The sequence below is a fragment of the Clostridium lundense DSM 17049 genome, assembly GCF_000619945.1.
Lineage (GTDB): Bacteria > Bacillota > Clostridia > Clostridiales > Clostridiaceae > Clostridium_AO > Clostridium_AO lundense.
In genome coordinates this window covers 229,730-252,893 of the sequence record NZ_JHVC01000003.1, presented here as the reverse complement: position 1 = coordinate 252,893, position 23,164 = coordinate 229,730, and the positions used below count along the sequence as shown (strand labels likewise).

The 23,164-nt window shown below is 29.1% G+C and carries 23 protein-coding genes; 10 read left to right on the top strand and 13 right to left on the bottom strand.

Annotation, left to right across the window (positions count from 1 at the left end):
- The first annotated feature begins 96 nt into the window (after nt 1–96).
- The 3 genes from T514_RS0107165 to T514_RS0107155 all read left to right on the top strand — a co-directional run bounded on the left by T514_RS0107165 (nt 97) and on the right by T514_RS0107155 (nt 2,595).
- Entirely contained in the window at nt 97–471 is a 375-nt protein-coding gene (locus tag T514_RS0107165; protein WP_027624160.1) for a hypothetical protein, read from the top strand.
- 154 nt (nt 472–625) lie between these two features.
- Nucleotides 626–1,780, top strand: a complete 1,155-nt coding sequence (locus T514_RS0107160; RefSeq protein WP_027624159.1) for an amidohydrolase — start codon at nt 626–628, stop codon at nt 1,778–1,780.
- Between the two features lie 125 nt (nt 1,781–1,905).
- Nucleotides 1,906–2,595, top strand: coding sequence for a nucleotidyltransferase domain-containing protein (locus T514_RS0107155; RefSeq protein ID WP_027624158.1), 690 nt, complete (start codon nt 1,906–1,908; stop codon nt 2,593–2,595).
- Nucleotides 2,596–2,660: 65 nt separating this feature from the next.
- Here T514_RS0107155 and T514_RS0107150 read toward each other — a convergent pair whose 3' ends face one another.
- Nucleotides 2,661–3,005, bottom strand: coding sequence for a phenylpyruvate tautomerase MIF-related protein (locus tag T514_RS0107150; protein ID WP_027624157.1), 345 nt, complete (start codon nt 3,003–3,005; stop codon nt 2,661–2,663).
- A gap of 266 nt (nt 3,006–3,271) precedes the next feature.
- On the opposite strand from T514_RS0107150, the gene T514_RS25620 reads away from it, so the two are divergent.
- Complete coding sequence (locus T514_RS25620; RefSeq protein WP_027624156.1) at nt 3,272–3,655, top strand: hypothetical protein; 384 nt, start codon at nt 3,272–3,274, stop codon at nt 3,653–3,655.
- A gap of 170 nt (nt 3,656–3,825) precedes the next feature.
- On the top strand, nt 3,826–5,646 hold the full coding sequence (locus T514_RS0107140; protein WP_027624155.1) for a MutS family DNA mismatch repair protein: 1,821 nt from the start codon (nt 3,826–3,828) through the stop codon (nt 5,644–5,646).
- 80 nt (nt 5,647–5,726) lie between these two features.
- Here the strand turns inward: T514_RS0107140 and T514_RS0107135 are convergent, their stop codons facing one another.
- The 10 genes from T514_RS0107135 to T514_RS0107090 form a co-directional block, all read right to left on the bottom strand.
- Nucleotides 5,727–6,314, bottom strand: a complete 588-nt coding sequence (locus T514_RS0107135; RefSeq protein WP_027624154.1) for an ECF transporter S component — start codon at nt 6,312–6,314, stop codon at nt 5,727–5,729.
- A 444-nt stretch (nt 6,315–6,758) separates the two neighbouring features.
- On the bottom strand, nt 6,759–7,469 hold the full coding sequence (locus T514_RS0107130; protein ID WP_027624153.1) for an SIS domain-containing protein: 711 nt from the start codon (nt 7,467–7,469) through the stop codon (nt 6,759–6,761).
- 38 nt (nt 7,470–7,507) lie between these two features.
- Nucleotides 7,508–7,996 carry a PTS sugar transporter subunit IIB gene (locus T514_RS0107125; RefSeq protein WP_051541870.1) on the bottom strand — a complete coding sequence of 163 codons (489 nt, stop codon included), beginning with the start codon at nt 7,994–7,996 and terminating at the stop codon, nt 7,508–7,510.
- 105 nt (nt 7,997–8,101) lie between these two features.
- Nucleotides 8,102–8,956, bottom strand: a complete 855-nt coding sequence (locus tag T514_RS0107120; RefSeq protein WP_242850568.1) for a PTS system mannose/fructose/sorbose family transporter subunit IID — start codon at nt 8,954–8,956, stop codon at nt 8,102–8,104.
- Nucleotides 8,907–9,671: a PTS mannose/fructose/sorbose/N-acetylgalactosamine transporter subunit IIC gene (locus tag T514_RS0107115; RefSeq protein WP_242850567.1), complete on the bottom strand. Its 765-nt coding sequence runs from the start codon at nt 9,669–9,671 to the stop codon at nt 8,907–8,909. Before T514_RS0107115 ends, T514_RS0107120 begins: the two co-directional genes overlap by 50 nt.
- A 144-nt stretch (nt 9,672–9,815) precedes the next feature.
- Nucleotides 9,816–10,229, bottom strand: a complete 414-nt coding sequence (locus tag T514_RS24075; RefSeq protein ID WP_051541868.1) for a PTS sugar transporter subunit IIA — start codon at nt 10,227–10,229, stop codon at nt 9,816–9,818.
- A gap of 19 nt (nt 10,230–10,248) precedes the next feature.
- Nucleotides 10,249–11,550 (bottom strand): neutral/alkaline non-lysosomal ceramidase N-terminal domain-containing protein, encoded by a 1,302-nt coding sequence (locus tag T514_RS0107105; protein WP_027624149.1) that lies wholly within the window; start codon nt 11,548–11,550, stop codon nt 10,249–10,251.
- A 76-nt stretch (nt 11,551–11,626) separates the two neighbouring features.
- Nucleotides 11,627–14,380, bottom strand: a complete 2,754-nt coding sequence (locus T514_RS0107100; RefSeq protein WP_027624148.1) for a sigma-54-dependent transcriptional regulator — start codon at nt 14,378–14,380, stop codon at nt 11,627–11,629.
- Nucleotides 14,381–14,401: 21 nt separating this feature from the next.
- A complete protein-coding gene (locus T514_RS0107095) occupies nt 14,402–15,490 on the bottom strand; it encodes a Gfo/Idh/MocA family protein (RefSeq protein WP_027624147.1) in 1,089 nt (362 codons plus the stop codon).
- A gap of 233 nt (nt 15,491–15,723) precedes the next feature.
- The gene (locus T514_RS0107090) at nt 15,724–16,203 is read right to left on the bottom strand and encodes a spore coat protein (RefSeq protein WP_027624146.1); all 480 of its coding nucleotides are present in this window, start codon (nt 16,201–16,203) and stop codon (nt 15,724–15,726) included.
- A gap of 235 nt (nt 16,204–16,438) precedes the next feature.
- Between T514_RS0107090 and T514_RS0107085 the strand changes: the two genes are divergently transcribed.
- Both T514_RS0107085 and T514_RS0107080 read left to right on the top strand, forming a co-directional pair.
- Nucleotides 16,439–17,137, top strand: a complete 699-nt coding sequence (locus T514_RS0107085; protein WP_027624145.1) for a metallophosphoesterase family protein — start codon at nt 16,439–16,441, stop codon at nt 17,135–17,137.
- 99 nt (nt 17,138–17,236) lie between these two features.
- Nucleotides 17,237–18,193, top strand: a complete 957-nt coding sequence (locus T514_RS0107080; protein ID WP_034868382.1) for a ComEC/Rec2 family competence protein — start codon at nt 17,237–17,239, stop codon at nt 18,191–18,193.
- Nucleotides 18,194–18,313: 120 nt separating this feature from the next.
- Here the strand turns inward: T514_RS0107080 and T514_RS0107075 are convergent, their stop codons facing one another.
- The gene (locus T514_RS0107075) at nt 18,314–19,195 is read right to left on the bottom strand and encodes a Cof-type HAD-IIB family hydrolase (protein WP_027624143.1); all 882 of its coding nucleotides are present in this window, start codon (nt 19,193–19,195) and stop codon (nt 18,314–18,316) included.
- Between the two features lie 15 nt (nt 19,196–19,210).
- Nucleotides 19,211–19,969 carry a DeoR/GlpR family DNA-binding transcription regulator gene (locus tag T514_RS0107070; protein ID WP_027624142.1) on the bottom strand — a complete coding sequence of 253 codons (759 nt, stop codon included), beginning with the start codon at nt 19,967–19,969 and terminating at the stop codon, nt 19,211–19,213.
- Nucleotides 19,970–20,372: 403 nt separating this feature from the next.
- Here T514_RS0107070 and T514_RS0107065 point away from each other — a divergent pair, with 403 nt between their 5' ends.
- From T514_RS0107065 to T514_RS0107055, 3 genes are all read left to right on the top strand, one after another.
- Nucleotides 20,373–21,242: an AraC family transcriptional regulator gene (locus T514_RS0107065; protein WP_027624141.1), complete on the top strand. Its 870-nt coding sequence runs from the start codon at nt 20,373–20,375 to the stop codon at nt 21,240–21,242.
- Nucleotides 21,243–21,318: 76 nt separating this feature from the next.
- Nucleotides 21,319–21,471 carry a hypothetical protein gene (locus T514_RS26525; RefSeq protein WP_156939826.1) on the top strand — a complete coding sequence of 51 codons (153 nt, stop codon included), beginning with the start codon at nt 21,319–21,321 and terminating at the stop codon, nt 21,469–21,471.
- A gap of 98 nt (nt 21,472–21,569) precedes the next feature.
- Complete coding sequence (locus T514_RS0107055; protein WP_027624140.1) at nt 21,570–23,162, top strand: ATP-binding protein; 1,593 nt, start codon at nt 21,570–21,572, stop codon at nt 23,160–23,162.
- Nucleotides 23,163–23,164 lie beyond the last annotated feature (2 nt).

Genomic DNA, 23,164 nt, shown 5'->3' with positions numbered 1-23,164 from the left:
GAAAGTACTAGATAGCAATTGTAAATTATAAACTTTATAGTAAAATATATTAGTAAAGGTTAAGCAAGGAAATGTTTTTAGAAAGGTATCAATATTATGAGAGAATATTCAAATAGAAGAAGATCACACATTCATTTTATTAAACAATTTTATAGTGCTAATGGAGAATATACTGGGACTAGAATAGTAATTTTTACAGATGATAAGAAAAAATATATTTATGATATAGATGACTTTAAAATACATAGATATAAAAATCCTAAAAGCAAAAATAACGGAAAATCGTTATGGAACATAGTACCTTCAAATTTAGAAGGGGTTATAAAAAAGGAAATGATAAATTTTAGTGAAGATAAAAAATTAAAAATGTATCATACAATATATGAATCTATAGAGTTAGATATAAAAGAGTATTATTTAATGGTATTTGAGAAGGAAAATGTACCAATATTTAAAATACACATAGATTAAGCTACTAAAAATACTTAAAAAATGCATTTATGTGCTAGAATCATATATAATTTATATAGAGAAGAGTATTTTTAAAGGGTAAAAACAAATTTTTATTTTCCACTTTAAAAAGAAGTTTTCATTATTAAATTTGATAACGGGGGAATAGATAAAAATGATACTTATAAAAAACGGTAAAATATTTACTATGGCAGAGAAGAAGTATGAAAATGGCTGTATATTAATTGATGAAGGTAAGATAATTGAAGTTGGTGAAAATATAGAAGTTCCAACAGATGCTGAAATAATAGATGCTAAAGGTGGCTGGGTTATACCAGGAATTATAGATGCACATTGTCATATAGGATTAAAAGAAGAGGGCATGGGGTTTGAAGGAAGTGATATAAATGAAACTACAGATCCTATTACACCTCATTTGAGAGCAATAGACGGAATAAATCCATTAGATACAGCTTTTGAGGAAGCTATTAAGGCTGGAATAACTACGGTTATGACAGGACCTGGTAGCGCTAATGTTATAGGTGGACAATTTGTTGTTATGAAAACTAAAGGCATATGTGTAGACGATATGGTAATGAAGGCTCCTGCAGCTATGAAAATAGCTTTTGGAGAAAACCCTAAAAGAGTATATAATTCCAAGGGAAAAATGCCTATGACAAGAATGGCTACAGCAGCTCTTTTAAGGGATACTTTAATAAAAGCTAAAAACTATAAGCAGAAAAAAGATTCTGCCCAAATTAAAGGAGATAGTTTTGATATAGACTTGAAAATGGAGGCATTAATTCCAGTACTTCAAAAGAAAATACCACTAAAAGCACATGCCCATAGAGCAGATGATATTCTTACTGCAATAAGAATAGCTAAGGAATTTGATGTACTTCTTACCTTGGATCATTGTACTGAAGGAGAGATTATATCTGAATATATAAAAAATGCTGAAGTACCAGCAATAGTTGGACCAACTTTAACTTTTAAGGGAAAAATAGAAACAAGAAATAAATCTTTTACAACTCCAAAAAAATTAAACAAAGCCGGAATAAAGGTGGCTATAATGACAGATCACCCAGTTATCCCTATACAATACCTTCCTATGTGTGCAGGGCTTGCAGTTAAAGAAGGATGGGACTTAGAAGAAGGACTTAAAGCCATAACTATAAATGCAGCAGAAATAATAGGTGTAGCTGATAGGGTAGGAAGTATAGAAAATGGCAAGGATGCAGATATAGCCATATTTGATGGAAATCCATTAGATAGTTTAACTAATACACTTTATACAATTATTAATGGAAAAGTTGAATACAAATTATAAGAGAGTACAGATGGATAGTGTATAGTAAAAATTTTTAGGCTAAAGATTTTCTGTAGAGGAGAAAAAATTTTCATTCATTATTAACTTTTGTTAGAAATTGTAAGCGATTTTTAGAGGAGGATTGAATGGATCCCTATAAAAAAATTGAAACTTTTAAAAATAAAGTAGTAGAATGCTTTGGAGAAAGAGTACAATGTATATTGTTAACTGGAAGTTATTCCAGAGGAGAAGAAAGAGAAAAAAGTGATATTGATATGTGGATTTTTCTAGATAAGGTTCAGTATGATGACTTAAACTCTATATCTCAGATACTCTCAAAACTTCCTATAGAGCCTAAGTTAAATCCTCAATGTACATCTTTTGATGAAAGTCTAATTCCTTTTTTTATAAGGGAGTATAGTCCTATACAATATAGTACAGATGGAAAAGTATTATATGGTTCTTTAAAAGTGCCCTACCCTAAAGGAGAAGAGTTTATAGAGAATAGCAAAAAACTTGTGGTTTATGTATTAATGGGTATACGACATTTTATATGTACCAATGAAAGTGAAGAAATCCTACTTAAGAAAAAGCTTGGGAAAAGAATTTTAAAACCGCTTATGTGGGCCTTTAGATATAGATGTGCAGCAAGAGAAGGAATATATCCTTTAAAACTTGAGGAATTAAGAAAATACTGTAGTGAAGATGAGAAAAATATAATTGACATATATGAAGATTTATTAAGAGAGGAAAAAGAAGAATATAGAGGAAGAGTAGAAGAAATTTTAAATAATGTATATGCTATTTGTGAAAAGTTTCTTTGGGAAGATGAATAAATTTATGATATAAAGTCCATTTCCTATTTTAAAATTTGGAAATGGACTTTGTTATAACAAAAAATTTAAAATAAGGTTCCATTCCAGCCCCAGTCTTGTATTTCTTGGAAGGTTACATAAATATTATCCTTAGAAATGGATAATTCTTGTTGAAGTAGAGTACATATACTTTCAGTAACTTTATTTTTATATTTTCTATCTGTGGAACCACATATTTGTACTTGAACAAAAGCAGCTTTTTCCTTTTTTTCTCCTCTAAAATAAAGGGTATGGTTATCATTAAAACCTACCATAAGCCACTCTTCACTTTTGCCTGGTATTTCACTTATTATTTTCCCCAGTTTAGTTTTTATATTTTCTTTTTTTTCCTCTGAAAGCTTTAAGGTTATTGTAGAATTAATGTAAGGCATTTTAAAAGTACCTCCTTTTAGTACATATAATTATTATATTATAAAAATAATTTTACCAATTGTTGGATTGAATTTCAACTACTCTTTACTTTTAGTTTTTCATTATCAACTAAAAGTTACACTGTTTTTTAATTCATATGCTAGTTTTTATAATTTATAAGTTATAATCTAAAAAAATTATTTAATAATTTTTTATAATAGGAACTAAAAAGCTATATAGTTAATATGATAATACTGTAATTGAAAATTATTTTAAGAGGTGCTTTATGGAAAACTATTCTATGATGGGTAATACAATGATGGGGATGGATGAGCACATGCATATGATGCATCATATGTGTCATATGTGTCCAATGCAACATATGTGCCCGATGATGGGAGGCATGTACCAAATGCAGGGAGGAATGTACCCGATGCAGGGAGGAATGACTCCAATGCAGGGAGGAATGTACCCGATGCAAGGCGGAATGACTCCAATGCAGGGAGGAATGTACCCGATGCAGGGAGGAATGACTCCAATGCAGGGAGGAATGTACCCGATGCAAGGCGGAATGACTCCAATGCAGGGAGGAATGTACCCGATGCAGGGAGGAATGACCCCAATGCAAGGCGGAATGACTCCTATGCAGAATACTCCATCTGAGGAGTAAAATCTAATAATTAAGATATATAAATGTAGAAGCATATGGCCATTAGGTTATATGCTTTTATATTAAATTTAAATGTGTTTTCAATAAGGATAAATTATGAGATAATGTAAATAAATATAATGAACATAGCTAAATATTAAAATACTAAGAAAGATAGGAGTATGAATGCATTGGAAGATATTAAAATAAAATACTCAAAAAGAAAAGATAAACTAGACAAATTATTAAAAAAACAAAAACAAACTATAAATTTTTTTAGTACATTAAGATTGATAACTTTTATAACAGGGGTAGTATTTACTCTTTTTTTCTATTACAAATTAGGAAAGTATTATTTTTCTACTGCCATATTTTTAGTTACTATAATTTTATTTATAGTATTGGCTATAACTCATGAAAAAGTAATAAAAAACAAAGAACTTACATATAAGATAGTAAATATAAATGAAGATGGAATAAAACGTATGGAAGGGCAGTGGAAAAAGTTTCAGGATATGGGAGAGGAATTTATAGATGAGAATCACCCATATTCAAATGACTTAGACATATTTGGAAAAGCATCTCTTTTTCAATATATAAATTGTAGCACTACACCTATAGGAAGAAGAAAATTAAAAGAAACCTTTGAAAGTTACAATTATACTGTAGAAGAAATATATAAAAGACAAGATGCAATAGCTGAATTAGGGAAGAAAATATCTTGGAGACAAAGATACATGGGTGAGGGGCTATTAAGAGAGAATAAAAAAAGTAATTTAGAAAGATTATTAAATTGGGCAGGGGAGAGGTATCCATTATATAGCGAGAAATTTTTAGTTTTAATAGTTAATGTACTGCCAATAGTAACAATAGTCTTAAGTGTGTTATTTTTAACCACATCTAAATTACATTACTATATTCCGTTGTTTTTTATTTTTATTCAAACCGTTTTACTTTTTGTTAAAAAGGGCAGTAGGTCAAACTCCTTAGATACAGTATATATACATAAAAAAGATATACAAAGTTATTATGAAATGATTAAACTTATAGAAAAAGGTGATTTTAAGTCACAATACTTAAGAGGGCTAGAAAAAAATCTTGAAAAGAATAATGTTAAAGCATCAGATGGAATAAGAGAATTAGTTAAGATTTCTAATTTAACTTCTGATAGAAAGAATTTTTTATATCTGCCTTTTAATATACTTACTTTATGGGATTATCATACTATGATGAAATTAGAAAAGTGGAAGAAAAACTGGGGAGAAGATTTAGAAAAATGGTTAAATGTCATTGGAGAATTTGAGGTATTATCAAGTTTGGCTTTATTACGCTATGAAAATCCAACATGGGCTATGCCTACTTTTGAAGAAGATTATCTTCTAATTAAGGGAAAAAATATGGCACATCCATTAGTTGGAGAAAAAGCTGTAAAGAATGATTTAACCATAGGTAAAGAAGATAAGATACTTTTAATTACTGGGTCTAATATGTCTGGTAAAAGCACATTGCTTAGAACTGTAGGTATTAATTTAGTATTAGCATATGTTGGAGCACCGGTTTGTTGTGAAAGTTTCCATTGTTCTTTAATGGATATATATACTTGTATGAGAATTAGTGACAATTTAGAAAAAAATATATCTTCTTTTTATGGAGAATTGTTGAGAATTAAAGAGCTTATGGAAGGGGTTAAAAATAAAAAGCCTATATTTTTCTTGCTAGATGAAATATTTAAGGGAACTAATTCTATTGATAGACATACTGGAGCAAAAATATTAATAAATAAATTAAGTAATGAAAAAGTGCTAGGGCTTGTGTCAACTCATGATTTAGAGTTAGGTGATTTGGAGAAGGAAAATAAACAAGTGAAAAATTATTATTTTAGAGAGTACTACAAAAATAACGAAATACATTTTGATTATAAACTTAGAAAAGGTATTTCTACTACTAGGAATGCACTTTATCTTATGAAATTAGCTGGTATTGATATAGAAGATGATGATAAAATTAATTAGAAAAAGTAATGGTATATTTAAAGGACTGCTAACTTGAGCAGTCCTTGTGTTTTTTATGAAACTATAACTTTTTATTAATATTAACGAGTTTTTCTTACAGCCAGTATTACAGGAACAGAGACTAAAATGGCTCCACTACCAGATACAAAACCATTCAAAACAAGGGCAAGTATAGTATTTACAGCAGCCTTGTGAGAAATATGTAATGCATTTGCGTAGGCATTTATATATAAAGCATATATTAAACCGAGTACTCCTAAAGTGTTTGTAAAAGATCCTACTAAAGTAGCAAAGGCAATATTAAACTTTTCATATTTTGTTTTAAGAAATTTATAGGTGTAGTAGGGCGTTATTCCTATAAGTATTCTTGGAAGTACCGCTACTATTGGATTTAAGAATATAAATGATATAGGGGAGGGTGTATTTATAGCTTGAACTATGCTAAAAATACCAAATAGAAAACCAGTAATACCTCCAACGATAGGACCTTCTAGTAAAGAAGCAATAATTACTGGTATGTGCATTATAGTTAATTTAAAAGGTGGTATAGGAATAAAACCTAGACCAGTGGCTCCTAGTACAATAGTTATTGCAAAAAGCATACCTATTATAGTTATTTGTTTAGTGTTAAATTTAGACTTAGACTTTGATAACATTTTTTCTGACATAATAATACCTCCGATCTTATTCCCTAGAGGGATATAAGTCTTTTAATTTTTAGTTTTAATAAAAAGTTCAGTTTCATAAACAGAGTTCTTGGCTTCAGAGGGAGTTTTTATTCCCACTAAAGCTTAGAAATCGTTATCCAGGGACGTAGCCGCTCTTTACTCCCACTTTGAAGAAAAGCAGAGAACCCAAATCTTTGATTTGGTGTGAATCGCTTTCACAGAGTGCGATGGGAGTATTAGAGCGGGTAGTCATCGGATAAAGAATACTGACTGTTAAAATTTTATCATAGTTAAATGGAAAAATAAATACTTTAGTGAATATATTGGAATAAAATTAATAAATACCTATAATTGTGAATTATATTTCAAAGTAAAAACTGCTGACATAGTATATACGCCAACAGTTTGAGGTGTAGTTTATTTACATAATTAAATGAAATTACATTATTTTAATCGTTGTAGTCTGTCTGCATATTTTTCAGTTAATTTTTTATTAAATTCTGGTCCTCCATCCACATTTTCACTCATATATATAGGTGGAGTATATCCCTTTAAAAGCATTATTTCAATGGATTCAAGCACTGCACAATTTAACAAAACTGCTGCTGTAATAGAAGAAGTTCCACAAATTTTAACTGGCAGTCCTTCAAGTTGGACGGCTGCATCTCCCTCAACTCCCATATTATCAAGAACAACATCTGCAAATTCATAAAGGTTCTTTCCAGATGAATGTCTTGAATTTAGAGTTTTTGAAACATCAAGGGATGTAACAACTATTATTTTATTGCCATGTTTCTTTACATGGTTTGCCATTTCAATTCCTAGTGGATTTCGGCCAGAATTTGATATTAGAATGAAGCAATCATTTTCTCTTAGATCAAAACCATCCATATATTTAGTTCCAACACCTTCAACAGTTTCATATGCACCCCTGGAGGGTTCTTGAACTGCCTTTGATGGAATAAGTCCACCTGCTCTGCCAGCAACCTCAATAGCGGCTGCATAGGAATGGCCGCTTCCAAAGGAGTGAATAATTCCGCCTTTCATAATTGAGTGAGCAATAATTTCTGCAGCTTTAGTTATATTTTCTTTTTGGTGTTCTTTTAGATTATTAATCATTTCTGTAATTACATTAAAATATAAATCACAGCTCATGTGCTATCCTCCCATATTATAAATGATTATATAATAAATTATTTGTTAGCTTTTTTAATATAATCCATTAAGCTAGTTGCTGGTTCGTCAGGAACCATAATTGCAGTAATTTCAATACCTAAAGCTGATAATTTTTTGAAATTTTCAATATCAGCTTCTGTAACGTTTATTGATCTTTTAATTTGAATAGTTCTATCCTTATGAGCCATATTACCAACATTAATAGATTTAATATCTACACCTAAATTAATTAAATCTAAGGCATCCTGAGGACTTTTAAGAATTAATAGAACTCTTTCTTTATCATATTTTCCAGCTTTAATATTAGTTGCAGCAGTTTGTTTAGTTATTATTGACGTTCTAACTCCAGCAGGTGCTACCATTCTGAGAACGTTTTTTTGTAGTTCATCTTTTGCAACTGCATCATTTGCCACCATTATTCTATTTGCTTTAAGTGAGTTGCACCAAAAAGCTGCTACTTGACCATGGATAAGTCTATCGTCAATTCTAATATGAATAATCCCCATACTTTCACATCCTTGCATTTAATTTATAAACTTAATTAAGTTTATATTATAATAAAATTAATTTATAGAAACTGCATAAGCAGTTTCTATAAATTGATAATATAATTATGCTAAAATCTTTAAATTAAATAAAACGATTGCAAGTAACATTAAAAGAAAAATTGTTTTTGTTGAAGTCATTTTCTTTTTTCCAAGTATCCAGTAGACTAATGCGACTAATGCTACAGGAATTAGGGCTGGCATAATCTGGTCAAATATGCCTTGAAGTTTCATTTCAACTTTTCCGGTAGTAAATACATAAGGAACCTTTGCTCTTATAACTGTTGGAATAAGTGCACCTATAACAGTAATTCCTAATATACTTGCGGCTTCAGTTATATTCTTTAATTTTCCGCCAAGGGTTGTTACAAGTTTTGTTCCTTGTGAATATCCAATGTTTATGAACCACCATCTTATTACCCATCTAAATAGAAGAAATACTGTCCAAATCCAAATTCCAAGTGAGTTTCCATTTAGAGCCATATAAGATGCTATGGACCCAAATACCGTATTTCCTATAACGCCAAATATTGTATCGCCAATACCAGCAAAAGGTCCCATAAGTCCTGTTTTAATACCAGTTATCGCTTCTTCTGCTTTTAGTCCTTCTTTTTCTTCAATTGCAATATTGGCTCCAAGAATTAAATGGGCCATATCTGGTTCGGTGTTAAAGAATTGTAGATGAAGTTTAAGAGCTTTTTTTAGATCTTCTTTATCTGGATATAGTTTCTTTAAGATTGGAATCATTGCATAGCAATATGGTAAACCTTGCATTCTTTCATAGTTCCATCCTAACTGTCCAGCAAGAAGCCATCTTAAATTTACTTTTTTAAGATCATTTTTAGTTATTTTTTTATCATCTATTTTATTATTATTCATCTTCGTCCATGCCTCCTGTAATAATACTGGAAGTAGCCTCATTTCTTTGATATAAAATATATGCTAAAGCAAGACCAAGCAGGGCAACTCCTACCATAGGGACTTTTAAATAAGCAGCAGCAACGAATCCAATTAGTAAATAAGCAAAGTATCTTTTTACTGGCAAATATTTAAGTAATATTGCGATTCCAAGTGCTGGAAGTATTCCTCCTGCTACTTTCAATCCACCCATTAACCAATTTGGAAATACTTTTAAAAGACCTTGAACAATTTCTGTACCAAATATTAATGCTATAAATACTGGGATAGCACGGGATAAACCCCAAGGAAGAGCACCTAAAAGATTCATTCTCTCTATTCCTTTGGTATCGCCTTCTTCAGCATACTTATCTGCCTTATGCTGAAAATAGGTATTTGTGAATCTTGCAAGAACATCTAGTTGTACAAGGAAAAGCCCAATAGGAACTGCAAGACCTATGGCAAATTCTAATCCTTTGCCAGAAATAACACCTAACGCAGTACCAATAATAGCGCCTGTCATAAAGTCTGGTATTGAAGCACCACCATAAGTTCCAACGCCAAGAATCATTAATTGCAGTGTAGCGCCAACTGCTAAACCTAAGCTTATATCACCCATGATAATTCCTGTGAAAAATCCAGCCTGTATTGGTTTGCTTAAACCAATATTTGTTTCAAGAGAGTCAAGTATTGCTAGAAATGCGTAGATTGTTAAAGCAATAATCTGAAAAGCGCTCATAATAATACCTCCTCCAAATTTTATTTAAAGGTTAATAGGATTAGGATATAAGTTGTTTTACACCTCCTTTTATCAGACTAAACCTAAGAATTACTTTGTGAAAAAATATCTTTAGAGGACCTTTAGCTTAGATAATAAGTTAGACTAATCTTCATGAGATTTAAATGAGTTCTTGTTTAAAATGCAGATAGCATCATTGGTATCCTGCTTTAATTTCAAAACAGCGGTTTCTAAATTTTCATCTCTATATATTATTGATTGGATAAGCATAGGAAGATTTAGACCTGTAAGTATTTGGATTTTGTCATATTTGGATATAAGCTTTAATACAGCTGAATTGCATGGGGTTCCTCCATATAAGTCTGCAAGGATAAGAACTCCATTACTCATATACATCTTTTCACATGCATTAGATATTCTTTTCTCAAAATCCTCTTTTCCTTCTTCTGGTTGTAAACCTAAAGGTAGTATATTATCTTGAGGTCCCATTATCATTTCAAGTGTGTTTAAAAATTCTTGAGCTAAATTTCCATGGGATATAAGTAATAAATTATACATTTAACTCCCTCCTGTTTACTTAATCTTCCAAATTATTTATGAGTTTAAGAACATCCGTTACAATTATTTCACCTGTATCTATTCTAAATGGAGATGACCATGCTTCATAATCACCGTCTTTATAGGAGTCTGGAGTGTAAACGTATCCAAGTAAATTGTTTGTATAATCTACTATAATGGTATTTTCATATTTACTTAAAGATTTTATTTTAAATCCATATTCAGAAAACAATTCAATAGGCAGGCCTACAAAAACAATTTTATTGATTTTAATTATATGAATAAAATCAATTATTTTATTTTCTTTCTTAAAAAGGTCTATAAGCTTTAGCGTAATAGATGCACCTTGATATCTTGTAATTGCTTTTCTAATTTCTGCTGATGAAACATTATTATTTAAAGCTTGTTCTTTTAAAAGTTTTGCTTCTCTATATCTTGTCAAAGCTTCATTATAATTTGGTAAGTCCTTCATAGGAAACTCATAAGTTGTTTTAATACATTCCATGGAAATGGTATCTTCATACTTATTTATTGCATCTGCAATATTGACTACAGATTTATAAAGAATGTTTCCAAGTCGCTTAACTTCTTTAAAACTTTGCTCTTTTCTTGTATATCTAGTGCTTTGATCTCCACAAGCACCATTTGTAAACATAGCAATACAGTTATTTTTATAGTGTTTCTCTATAAGATTTTGAACAACTCCAGCAAAGTCAGCTGTTACATATAGGTTATTAGAACCCATTACAGTAGGGTGGCAAGAATAATTAATAATAAGTGCTAAAATATCTCCAGAGGTTTTTAATATTTTTAAAATGTAAACGTTTTTATCAACTTTAAAGTTTTTATCAATTCTATTGCATGCTATTTCATCACATTGTCCTTTACCAAATCCTATTTTTATTGGTACTAGATTATCTAATGATTTTAATGCATTTTGGGAAATTATATTTATAATTTCTTTTTTTAATTTTTTATGATTTTCATCTATTTTTTTATCGTAGTCATAAATTTCAAATCCCGTTATTTCAGGGCCAGAATGGGTATGAGAAGCACAAATAAATATATTTTTTTCGGGTATAGAATATCTTTCATTTATATTTTCTACAACACCTTGAACCATTTCTTTATCTACAGATAATAAGTCATTAGTTATTATAACTATAGTTTCATCACCATTGGTTATTGTAAGTGATTTAGTTGCCAGCATGTCATGTGTTCCTAAGCATCCAGTGGGCCTGTCACTATAACCTGCTAGGTTTGTGCCTTTAGGAATATGGAAATACGCATAAGAGGCGTTTCCCATTAATTTATAGTACATTATAATTTCCCCCAATATTTATTCTATTTTTATATATTTATATAGCAAACTTTATACCAATGAAGTGGTAAAGCGTTTAATAGCTGAAGTTATCAACTTTATCATGAATTATTTGATATATAATTTGTATTTCACTTATAGGAATCTGAATTTTATATTTTTTCAGTATGACACTAAATGATTTCTTTATTATTTCTATAAAATCCTTATGACACTTAACAAAGCTTTCATCATTACTATATGACACTGAATAATCTTTCATAATAAGCCTCTCTATAAGAACGCAAGTATGAATGTAAAGGCTTATGATTAAATCATTATTAAATTTAACTAGTAAGCCCATTTCTAGCTTTGAAATTACTTCTTCTACTTGATCAATTAATTTATTAGGATTTAGTATAATAAGTTGGTTTAAAACATTTTGTAATGAGAAGGCCTTAACAATATTTTTATTTATTTCTTCCAAGTTTTTATTTTTTATTATATTTTCTAGTACACTGTTTAATATGCTTTTACACTTACCAGAAATTAAATCTTCTAGATTTATATAAGGTATTTCTTTAATAAAAGGATTAACGGTTCCAATAATAAGCATAATATTATAGGTGTTAAATATTTTATCTTCAATACCATTGTTTTTTATCTTATTATAGTCATAGGCTATAATTTCTATATTGTCATCATTAATACATTGTTTTAGTAAATTTTTGATTTTAACAGCAGTGCCTATACCTGATATACAAATAGTAAGTATAGCGTTTTTCTTAAGATGTAATGACTTTATATATTTATAATTAATTTTATTTCTTTTAGTTGTTTCCTGAAGAATTTCTTCAATTGGCTGTCCTAAAATAATTCTATTTCCAACATCAAATGCAACTTGTGTTGTGATATTAGAAACAATTCCAATATCACCAGAGATAACCTTCAATAATGGCTTATATATTTCCATAAGAGATCCCATATCTACAAGAATTATAATACCGTTTTTAGTATTTATATTTTGTAAATACTCAATTAAGTTTTGAATTACTTTTTCTATAGGTATTTCAATAGGCATATTAAAAGATTGAAAAACAAATTCTCCAAGTAGTTTATTTGCAACACTTGCAATGCTGCTTGCTGTAGAGGGACCATGAGCTATTATTATAGAATTTATTTGGCTTGAATTGTTATTAATTAGACTTGCAATGTATACAGTAATATAAATTCTAACTTTAATATTAAAGTTGTAATCAATATTAGTTTCTATTATATCTAAAAACTTATCTGCAATAATATAGGGTTTGGGGAAAATCTTTTTAAGAGAAAAATATATTTCATTATAGACAATTATATTTTCCTTTGAAATTTTATAGGAATTTTCATAAAAATAATTCAATGAATGACATAATATATTTGAAATATTTTCACAATACTTTAATCCATAATTGTTTTCCATAACTTTAAGGGCATTTTCAACGTTGAGTTTTACAATACTAGAATATATTGAATTAGTATCATAGAGTTCCTTTTTAAACATAAGCTCATCAGATATAGAATTTATTGATAATGTTATAGATTTTATAAGTTCTGTATAATTTAGATGGTTACTTTCATAATTTATTATTGAGTTTATTATTTTGCTAAAGGCACTATCAATATTTTCGTCCTTATTTATAAAGTTAATGCTATTAAAGTCGGCATCAGTTTTATGACATATGTGCATAGCATTAAAGTTATAGTCTTTTTTAATTAAAGTATTATCTAATAATATTGTTTGAGGGAGATCACTTAAACGAATAGTAATTTGTTTTGACTTTTTTTCATTATTAATATAAGCATGAGCACAGGTATATTTTATAGTATTTATAAGTGTACCTATATTTCCGTTAATTTTAGAAGATAAAAGTAGATTAAGTATTTGGTTAGTTATTAATATATCTTTTTCAATATGCTTAGCTTCATCTTTATAAAATTCATATATAATTTCTAATCTTTCATTAATAGGCCTATCAGATAAATTAGGCATATTAATAATAACAGGAATTCTTCTTAAAAATGTTGGTAAAAATGCTTTCTCTGGAATTTCAGTTGTAGCGAATATAAATCTTAAAGAAGTAGTTCTAAATTTTCCTGTGTCTCCAAGCCTTCTAAATATACCTTTATCCATAAGCAAAAATAGTTTTTCTTGACCTTCAGGAGGGAGCCTGTGAACCTCATCAAGAAATATATATCCACCATTTGCTTCTTCAATTAGTCCTGGTTTATCTGAGTTTGCTCCAGTAAAAGTTCCTTTTTGATATCCAAAGAGGTTTCCAGACAATAGTTCAGGATTATGTGAATAATCAGCGCAGTTAAATATAATAAAGGATGCATTTTTACCTATAAAACTACAACTTTTAGCATATTCATATGCAAGTTGAGCCATGAAACTTTTTCCAACTCCACTTTCTCCTGTGAGTAAAATTGGAAGACCATTATTAGGATAGGAAGTAGCAGCTTTACATTGTTCTACCTGTGATTTTAAGCTTCCTCTATATCCAATAAGTTTAATAAATGGACTATCCTTTGAAGGCTCCTTGTATTCTTCTATTTTATTAGTTTTAACACTTTTATATTTAATTTTATTATTTTCATAAACACTCTTATCTAAAAAATACACTGGTCTTGAATTTATTTTTAGTATTTTACATTCCTTATATAGTTCATTTAAATAATGACTGACAGTATTTCTTTGTATATTAAGGTAAGTGCTAATTTGTATGGCAGTTACACCAGGTTCACCATTATCAATACATTTCTTAGTAAGATTTTTTAGAGTATCAAAAATCTTATCTTTATTTGTCAAGTTATCACTACCTTTTTATAATTATTTGGTGATTGAGTTATAACAATCATCAATAACTTTTAGAGCACTTGCTGAACTTTCAAATGTTGGAGGTTCTATAAAATTAAAAGTTTTACCATTAATTCTTGACATAAAACAAAATAAAGATGCCATGTGACTGTTTACCATAGTACCCAATGAAAACTTACCAAGTGGCCATAAAAATTTAATATCATCTTCACTATCCTTAAATTTATAGTTTTCACTACTAAGCCATGCATTTTGGTTTAAAATATACAAAAAGCAGCTTTCAGGATTTTTGGTATTAAGGTTTATAGAGCCCTTTGTTCCATATATTATGATGCTTGTATCTTCACCACCACTTGCAAATACTCTTGAAACTTCTATGCAACCTTGTGTTTTTTCATTAACCAAAACATCTAAATGAGCAAAATCATCTACATCTACATTTTTAATACCGTTTTCAGATGGACGTTTGTTTATGAAAGTTTTAGTATATCCTTCAGTTTCTGTAATTGGTCCTAAAATGTATTGAATTAGATCTATTATATGAATTCCTAGATCAATTAAAGCTCCACCACCACTTTTAGATTTTTCAAGTCTCCAAGATATGGGCCTATCTGGATTTAAGTAGCTTTCATGATAAATATGTGCATTAAAGTTTATAATGTCTCCGATTACTCCTTCTTCAATAATTTTTTTGGTTCTTATTACTATAGGTAAAAATCTTAAAACTAATCCAACCTGATTATTTATACTTTTATCTTTTGCCATTTTTACTATTTCTTTTTCCTCATCGTATATGCCTGTAATAGGCTTTTCGCAATATATGTTTTTAATTCCAGATAATATAGCTTCATTTATCTGATCTTTATGCATAAAATTTGGAGTACATATATCAATCATATCAGCATCTTTTAAATCTAATATACTATTTACATGAGAATTGTAACCTGTAGATATAGTGTTAATATCTCTTGTGGTTAATAGCTTATCTAATTCAATGTTGTATTGAAAATTATAATAGCAATAGGGCATACTTTTATAGGAAATGGTGTGTAATTTCCCCATAAAGCCAAATCCTAAAGTTGAAACTTTAACATTTTTCATTTAATTACTCTCTTTCTTTATTAAAAGTTATATTATTAGTAAAATTATATAATTAAATTATTTTTATAGAATCTAAAATGAAATTTATTTTAGGTAGAGTAATAACTTTTGTTAAGTATTGACATGTAAAATAAGAGTAGAATTTAGAAAAGAACAATAATAGAAACTTATGGACAATGAAAAAATGAGCATAAAGCTTACTAGACTTTATACTCATTTTTATTTCATATGTTCTATTGCGGATTATACATCCCTTTACTTTGCATATAATTGAATATGTCTTCTCCATGTTGCTGTTCTTCTTTTTGTATGTGATTTAGGGCCTGTCGTATGTTTGTATCTCTAAATTCAAATATACTAGTGTCATAAGTTCCAGAGACATATTTTTCGGTCATAAGTAAGTCACCACAAAGTTTTGCGTCCATAGGACTGTTTGCAGTAGATTGAGTTGCAGTAAAGTTATTTTGAGAAGCTGAACTAGCATTATTATTTGCATTCCCACTATTTTGCTGCATATTAGGTATTTGGCCACTAAGTATTGTAGTTATAGTATTTAAATGTTGCTGTTCATGTTGAGCATGTTTATTAAACATGTCTTTAAGTTGAGCATCTTGAGCTTTACTTGCATAGTCATTGTATTTACTTATGCATAGTTCCTCATGGCTTTTTAAGTCTTTTAATAGCATAGTTTCTTTTTGAGTTAATTGTATCATAAAAGAACACCTCCTTTAATTAGTTTTATCAATAGATAAAATATTATTCTAGTTAGTAAAAAAGCAGATAGCTTTTAAAAGCTATCCGCAATTTTACGAGGAAAAGTAAAGCAGTTTCTAATCATTAGTTCTGTATATCATTTTGATGAATTAGTGTTTATAGTATATAATATGTCTTAGTTCATTTTTGGTTAATAAATTTATGAAGTTTATTCTAGGTAGGGAGGTAATAGGTTTGAAAATAGCAGTTATATCAGATATTCATGGAAATATTATTGCTCTAAAAAATGCTATAGAAGATATAGAAAGAAGAAAAGTGGATTTAATAATAAATCTAGGAGACTTTGTTGGTTACGGACCATATCCTAATGAGGTGATAGATTACATAAGAGAGAAAAAAATCATATCAGTTAAAGGAAATTATGATGCTTCTGTAGTTCAGAATAAGTTTGTTTATATTAGGGATACAGAAATAAATAAGTTTTCATTACCATATGCGGTTTCAATGCTTAGAGAAGATAATAGGGAATATTTGAATAATTTACCTAAAACTTTGACTATGGAGTTTGAAGGTAAAAATATAACTTTTGTTCATGGTAGTACAAGGTCTATTAATGAATATTTAAAAGAAGATAGTAAAGAAGTAGAAGAAGTAATGCAGGAATTTAAGGGAGATATTTTAGTATGTGCCCATACTCATATACCCTATTTAAAAAAGTATGATAATAAAATTATAATTAATGAAGGAAGTATAGGAAAGCCTAAAATTGGTAGACCTAATTCTACTTATGTTTTATTAAATATTGAAGAAAATAAGGATATTGAAGTAGAATTTATAGAAATAGCTTATAACTATGAAGCTATTATAGTTGAAATGAAGAAAAAGGGTTTTCCAGAGAAGTTAATTCAATCTTATAAAACAGGAAAAGAATAAACAAAAAAGATTGCGAAGCAATTTTTTTAAAAGCTGTACATACCTATAATTAATCAATATAATTATTTTATGGAAATTAAGAATTTAAGAGGTGAAAATATGAAAAGAAGATGTGGTAATTTAAGTAGAAAATGGTTTAAAACTATACAAGCTTTAATTTTAGTAATGTTTGTGGTAGTTATGGTAGGGTGTAGTAGTACACCAACTAGTACTAACACCAAAGATACAAAGGTAAAAGTAGGGGAAAATAAGGACAAAAGTAATAGTAAAATTGAAGGTGATTTAAAGATACATTACATTGATGTAGGTCAAGGAGATAGTATACTTTTACAATATGAAGATAAGAACATGTTAATTGATGCAGGTACAAATGCTTCAACAAACACATTAATAAGTTATTTAAAAAAGGTAGGAGTTAAAAAAATAGATTATTTAGTAGCTACACATCCTCATGAAGATCATATTGGAGGTATGGATGGAGTAATAGATAATTTTCAAATAGGTACTATGTATATGCCTAAAAAGACAGCTAACACAGTAACATTTAAAGATGTGGTACAGGCTATGAAAAAGAAGGGAATAAAGGCCAAAGCTCCTGTAGCTGGAGAAAAATTTGCATTAGGAGCAGTACAATGCATGATTTTAGCGCCTAATAGTAAAGATTATGATAATGTAAATAACTATTCAATAGTGATAAAAGCAACTTATGGTAAAAACTCTTTCTTATTTACAGGAGATGCAGAAAGTCTTGTTGAAAAGGAAATTTTAGCTAAAGGCTTTGATGTAAGAGCAGATGTATTAAAGCTAGGGCATCATGGAAGTCGTACTTCTTCATCCACAGTTTATTTAAATAAGGTTAATCCTAAATATGCAGTAGTTAGCTTAGGAAAAGGAAATGATTATGGACATCCTCATAAGGAGACTATGAACAAGTTAAAAAGCATGGGCGTAAAATTATATAGAACTGATGAAGGCGGAAATATTATAGCCACTAGTGACGGAAAAGACATAAAATTTAATGTTTCACCAGGAAGTTATACTCCAGGAAGAAAATAATAAATGATGTCTAGATATTTTAAAAATTAAGAGGCAAGAGAAAGTATCATATTTAGTGAAAAAGGGTGTAGATTAAATTTTTAATCTACACCCTTTAAATACTCCGTCACGCCCAAATGGTTACGCCGGAGTTGATTTAAGCTTTAATTTGTTCATTAATTTGTGAATAAAATGAGCAACTCCATTGAGATCATTTGATATTGAAACATGGCTGCATATATTTTTTATATCATCTTTAGCATTTCCCATTGCAACGCTTATACCAGCTTTTTTAAACATAGATATATCGTTGTAGCTATCACCCATTGCTGTAACATCTTTTAATGAAATGCCTAAGTAATTAGCTAGATGTTCTAAAGAATTACCTTTGGAGGCATTGCTATTAATTAGTTCAAAATTATACTCATTGGAAATTACCATAGATAACTTTTTAAATTGTTCATAATATTGTCTACCGTAATTAAGTTTACTTTTATTAAAAGAAACTACAGTTATGCTGCAAAAATCTAAATTTGAATTTAAGATATCATCCTTGCATTTTATAAATTTAATACCTTCTTGAGAGAATATTAAGCTTATCATATCGTTGATTATATTCATGTGAATAGAAGGATTATTTATTTTTGCTTCCTTAAAGTCTTTTTCTAATATTGATTTTGTATCATGTCGTAAAAATATATTTTTATCTGTACATATTTCAAAAGCATATTCATTTTCATAAAGCCAATTTAATACATGCTCAAGGGATGACTTATCTATAGTACAGGATTTTAGTTTTTTACCTTCCTTAGAGAATGCTAATGAACCATTATTTGAAATTATATGGGCATTAATATTGGCTTTTTTACATATATGAATAGCATCAGAGTAAGTTCTTCCTGTTGCAATTGCTATTTCTATTCCGTTTTCCTGGGCTAATCTTAAAGCCTCTGCATTTTCTTTACTTACTTCATGTTTTGAATTTAGGAGAGTTCCATCTAAATCTGTGGCAATAAGTTTCATTATACATACCTCACATTATTCAATTACTATTAAATTTACATTGTTTCCTTCCAAAGTTTTCATAAACTCTTTATCAGGATATTGATCAGTAATTATTAAATCTATCTGACAAAGATTACATACTTTAAAGCTTGCTGTTTTATTAAACTTTTTGTGATCTGCTAAAACTATAGACTCTTTAGACTGTTCTATCATTTTTCGCATAACTGCAGCATCCTCATCATCAGCAACAGTAATACCATTAGAAGAGATGGCCAGTGCACCTAAAATTGCCTTGTCAGCGAAATAATATGACAACATGTTTACTGTAGCATTTCCATATAAGTATCTATGCTCATTGTTTAGCTTTCCTCCAAGTAAAAAAGTCTTTATATTAGGCTTTTTAGAAAGTATATCTGCTACATTTATTGAGTTCGTAAGTATAGTACATTCTTTATTTTCTAGTAGTTCTGCACAAGCTTGAACTGTTGTTGAAGTATCTAAAATAACAGTATCCTTTTCTTTTATGAGAGAAGCGCTTAATTTGGCGATCTTATGCTTTTCTTCCACATCAAATAAGAGTCTTTCCGAATAGCTTTTTACATCTTCCTTTGGTACTGGAAGTATTGCTCCACCATGAGTCCTAATAATAGCACCCTGATTTTCTAGATTAACTAAGTCTCTGCGGGCGGTGTCTCTTGAAACATCGTATAATTTACATATTTGATCTACGCTTATTCTTTTATTTTTGTTTAAATAATCTATTATTAGCTGCATTCTCTCTTCTTGATACATGTGAATCACCTCTGAAATATAACACTATATAAGTAAATTATAATGAAGTGTAAGTGATTTGTCAATAATATATAAGTTGTTATAAGTAAATAAAAGTAATTGTAAGTTTAATAGGAAGTATAGCAGAATTAGAAAAGGTTTGTGTAACTATTGAAGTAATAGGAAATTAGTTCTTCTTTTATTTTGTTTAATGCAAGGATTTAGCTGGTTGAGGAAATCAAATTAAAATGGTAGTTTTAGATGATGATTGGTTAAATGTGTTATAATCTAAATTATTAAAAAATACGTTAAACTTTTATAATTTAAACCAAGTAAATTATATATAGTAAATCTACAAAATACGGCACAAAATATCGAGTAGGGTTATTGTAAAAAGGATAATATTGAATTGGAAGTGAGAAGATTGGATTGGGTTAAGCAATTGAATGAGTCAATAAATTACATAGAGGAAAATCTTACAGGTAAAATATCTTATGAAATTATTTCAAAAATTGCGAGGTGCTCTATTTATAATTATCAAAGAATGTTTTCATATATAGCAGACAAGCCTTTATCTGAATATATAAGAAACAGACGTTTAACCATGGCAGCCTTCGATTTATTAAATAGTACAGAAAGAATAATTGATATTTCCTTAAAATATGGATATGAATCTCAAGATTCCTTTACGAGGGCGTTTAAAAAGTTTCACGGAGTACTGCCTTCAAGTGTTAGGAACGAAACGGTTCGGTTGAAATCTTGTCCTAAGCTCTCCTTTCAAATTACAATAAAAGGAGAAAATCATATGAATTATCAAATTGAACAATGGCCTGCATTTATGGTAATGGGAGTATCACACAAAATAAAAACATCAACAGCATTTGAAGTGATTCCACAGATATGGGAAAACTCATGGAAGGATGGAACTATGAAAAGGTTCTTAGAGAATTTTCCTGACTATAAACCCACAGGATTTTTAGGAATCGCTCAAGGGGGTCAATGGGGAGAGTCAGATGACATGGACTATATTATAGCAGTAACAAATTATGTTGATGTACCAAACTGCAAACATGTTCCAGTAATTGAAGGAATGAAAGAAATTTCTTATCCTGCTGCAACATGGGTAATCTTTGAAGCAAATGGAGAATTACCAGAGGCTACACAGAAAGTATATAAACAATTTTATACTGAATGGCTACCTAATTCAGGATACGAATTGGCTGATCTTCCAGTTATTGAATGTTATATGCAAGAGAATCGTCAAGAAGTTTGGATATCTGTTATTAAAAAGTAAGTATAAGAGGAGAATTCTCTAATAATGAGGATTTTCCTTTTTGGTTTTTACTAGGTGATGTGGTTAATTAAGTCAATTGAAAGAAAGATTCAACTATTCAAAGGAAATTCATGAAAAATATACAGGACTTAAGGATATGATATTGTATAAAGATGCACTGTATGCCATTGTAACAATAGCTGGTGACGGAAAACTTATAATAGAGGGAATGTGTAATTACTTCACTTGAATATATGCTTATATTACTATATTATTAAAATAATGAAAAAATATCAAAATATTTCTTTAATAGGCTAGAATGTTAGCTTAAATTAAAGGAGAATACATATGAAAAATATAAAAATTAAGCTAAGAACTAAAATAACATTGTTAAATATAATAGTAGTTTTTATAGCTTTAATAATTACAGTTATATTTATGTTTCAACTTAGAATGTCTTGGGTTAGAAAAGATGCTGAGATAAACCTAATGAATATAAGTAAGATAGTGTCAAAATCTCCTTTAGTATTAGAATCTCTTAAGAATAAAAATAGTAAAGACAAGGTACAAGCGTATATAAAAAATGTAATAGACTCAGCAAAAAATATAGATTCAATAATTGTATCAGATTTAAATGGGAATAGTTATGGTAATTCAGAAATTGAAAATATCACCCTAGGAAAAGATAGGGATATAAGTAGTGAAGTTACTATTGAAAATCAGGATAATTTAAGAGAAATGATACAAAGTTTTGGCAAGCTTATCATATGTTTTGTACCAATAAGAGACAGAAATAATGTACCAATAGGTTTTGTAGTATCAAAGGTACTAACTACAAATTTAGAAGTAGCAAGGTATGAAATAGTTATAGTATTTTTAATGTTAATATTATCCGGATTGCTTATAGGTAGTGTAGGATCTCTTATAATATCAAAAAGCGTAAAAAGTTCCCTTTTAGGATATGAGCCTGAACAGATATCAAAATTATTTATTCAAAAGCAAGAGATTTTAGACACTTTAGAGGAGGGAATTATTGCAGTAGGTGAAAACTTAAAAATAACTTTTTATAATACAGCTGCTGTAAATATATTAAAAATAAAAGAGAAAGAAATATTAGGTGAAGATATTATTAAAATAATACCCAATTCAAATTTGCCAAAAGTATTTATAGATGGAAAAGCTCATTATAATAAAGAAATTGTTATAAGAGATACAGTTATATTAACTAACAGAATTCCAATAAAGCAAAGGGATAAAATTATAGGAGCAGTTATTATATTTAGAGATAAAACCGAATTAACTAGATTGGCAGAAGAGGTAACAGGAGTAAGGCAGGTAGTTGAGGCACTGAGGGCTAACAATCATGAATTTATGAATAAGCTTCATGTAATATTAGGACTTATACAGATAGGAGAATTGGATGAAGCAAAAAAATATATATTAAATCAAACTAAAGCACAGCAACAAAAGGTAAGTTTAGTAATGAACAAGATTGAAGATACAACTATTGCTGCATTAATTTTAGGGAAAATAAGTAGGGCAAAGGAAATGGGAGTAGAGCTTATTATTAATCCTAATAGTAATATAAAAAAAAGAAGAGGAAGAATAAATAGTCATGTTTTAGTAACTATAATGGGAAATTTATTAGAAAATGCTATGGAAGCGGTAAGTATTAGTGAAAAAAATGAAAAAAATGTAGAAGCTTTTGTAGGCGAAAATGAGAAAGAAATATTAGTAAAAGTAAAAGATACAGGAGATGGCATAAGTAAGGAAAATATTTTGCTTATATTTAATAAAGGATTTTCTACAAAAGGGGAGAATAGGGGGACAGGATTAGCTCTTTTAAAGGATGCAGTAGAAAACTTAGGAGGAAAAGTGGAGACCTTTTCAGAAGAGGGAAAGGGAACCGAATTTATAATTAGTATTCCAAAGGAGGAGTAAAA